Source organism: Candidatus Korarchaeota archaeon NZ13-K, from assembly GCA_003344655.1.
Taxonomy (GTDB): Archaea; Korarchaeota; Korarchaeia; order Korarchaeales; family Korarchaeaceae; genus Korarchaeum.
In genome coordinates this window covers 1-1,830 of sequence record MAIU01000134.1, presented here as the reverse complement: position 1 = coordinate 1,830, position 1,830 = coordinate 1, and the positions used below count along the sequence as shown (strand labels likewise).

At 58.9% G+C, this 1,830-nt stretch carries 2 protein-coding genes; both read right to left on the bottom strand.

Going from position 1 to position 1,830, the window contains the following annotated elements:
• Nucleotides 1–117: 117 nt before the first annotated feature.
• Nucleotides 118–1,134: a Dna2/Cas4 domain-containing protein gene (locus BA066_07845; protein RDD52782.1), complete on the bottom strand. Its 1,017-nt coding sequence runs from the start codon at nt 1,132–1,134 to the stop codon at nt 118–120.
• Nucleotides 1,127–1,830: hypothetical protein (locus BA066_07840; protein ID RDD52781.1), on the bottom strand; the 704-nt coding region annotated here is incomplete at its 5' end. The genes BA066_07845 and BA066_07840, both read right to left, overlap by 8 nt.

The following is a 1,830-nucleotide window of genomic DNA, read 5'->3' as shown; positions in this document are numbered from 1 at the left end:
AACTCGAAATATCCAGCGTCCTCCAACCATCTGATCCATAAGTGCTCCCCTCTCCCTCCCCTTTTTCTTTCCGCTCGTTATTTTTTCATCTCAACTGTCAGGCTCTATCCTTTCTGTTCAGGTCTCCCTCGTTCCTTCATCCCTTCCGTACACCTCGGCCCCGATCTTCCTCAGCTCTTCGTAGGCCTTCTCGTACCACCTCCCGTTGTAGGATAAGGGCTTGGAGAGTATCGCCGTATAAGGAACCCCGTCCCTGAGGAGGCGCTCCTCTGCCTGGAGCTCACCCCTATCCGTTAAAATTAATATATCCCTCTCGCTGAGGAGGGCTTCCTGGAGCCTCCTCAGGACAAGCTCATCGATATTCCCTTCTGAGCTGTATATTTGCCATTCTCCGACCACGAGCGGCCTCCAAAGCGGTCCGAGGTAGCAGGGCCTGAAGTGCTCGCAGTAGAGGCACTCCCAACCGTTCTCCGCCCCCTCCCTCGGTGGAGGCTCTTCCTTAATTATCCCCTCAGAGACTTCTTCGCACCTCCTCCACACCTCATCCATCGCCGCCGGATCTGCCCTCACGTCGTACGCCTCGACCTCTCCTGTGCTCTTCCCCCAGTACAATAGGACCCCCCTCTCCAGCCTTAAGTGGTTGAGGTAGCACTGGAGCTGGAGGACGTGGCTCCTGTGCGGCTCCTTCGGCAATGATTTGGCAGACTTTATCTCGACGACGACGTCCTCCCCTCCCTCCCCCCTGGCTATTATGACGTCGACCCTCCCGCTTATGTATATCTCCTTTGAGGGGTGCTTCATCTTCACCTCCACCTCCGTCGCCTTGACCTCCACCCCACCGATCCTCAGGATCTCGGGGAGGAACTGGTGTATGGCCTTCCCAGTCGCGAATATGGAGAGCTTCCTCGTATCGTATACCTCGGGGTAGAAGTAGGAGTAGTACTGGGCGCGGAGGCACCTCCCTATCCCGGATGGCCAGAGTTTGTTCGGCGCGCGCTCGTGCTCCTCCTGCTCCTGCCTCGCCTTTTCGATTAGGCCCTTCAATAGCGCCTCCTTCACCTTCTCCGACGGCGCTGACGGCGGCCCCGCCGAAACCGCCGCCGGTTCTATCCGCCCCTGATGTTGGCTAAACATCGATGTCCACCCACGGTGCCAGGTAGTACGCTATGACCCCTCCGGCGGCGAGGGGGTACGTTATTTTAATCGGCATCTCCTTGCTGAGCGAAATGATTGCTACATCGGCAAGCCGCGAGGGCTTCACGAAAGCGCTGAGGAATGCGAGGTTGTACCTCGCACTTGCCGCCTCGGACACCTCGTAAGAGATCGCCTCTTGACTCAGGTCGACCTCTGCGTCTCCCCTCTCATCTCCGGCGGATATCTTGAATGACTTCTCATCAACGGATATCTTCGCGTTCCCCCAGAGGGAAAGTGACCTTATCGCCTCCTCGAATATGCTCGCCGGCAGCTTGACCGTTGCGGTGAAGGAGAAGCGCGGTGAATACGACTCCCTTTTACAGGAGACGAGGGGGATCCAGAGCCTCCGCCTTGGGCCTGTGCCTCCCTTGACTCTGCTTTGGCCGGCCCCTTCGTTGCCTCCGCCGCTTCCAGTGCCATCATCGCCTCCTCGCCCGGAGAACTCGTGCTTCAGGCGCTTCCCGTCGCACTCTATGGCGACCGCCTGCTTTGCTTTCCCCCTTCCCGCCACATCGAGCAGCCAGTCCAGGCGCACCCCGATCTCTACTTCCGACGGGCAGTGGTACTCGTCAAAGAACCCGCGCGGCAGCTCCAGATCGACCATGGCGACCCTCGACGGATCGAGGGCGCGGAAGC

Coding starts and splice junctions, on each gene's coding strand:
- BA066_07845 (RDD52782.1), bottom strand. CDS start 1,134: ATGTTTAGCCAACATCAGGGGCGGATAGAACCGGCGGCGGTTTCGGCG.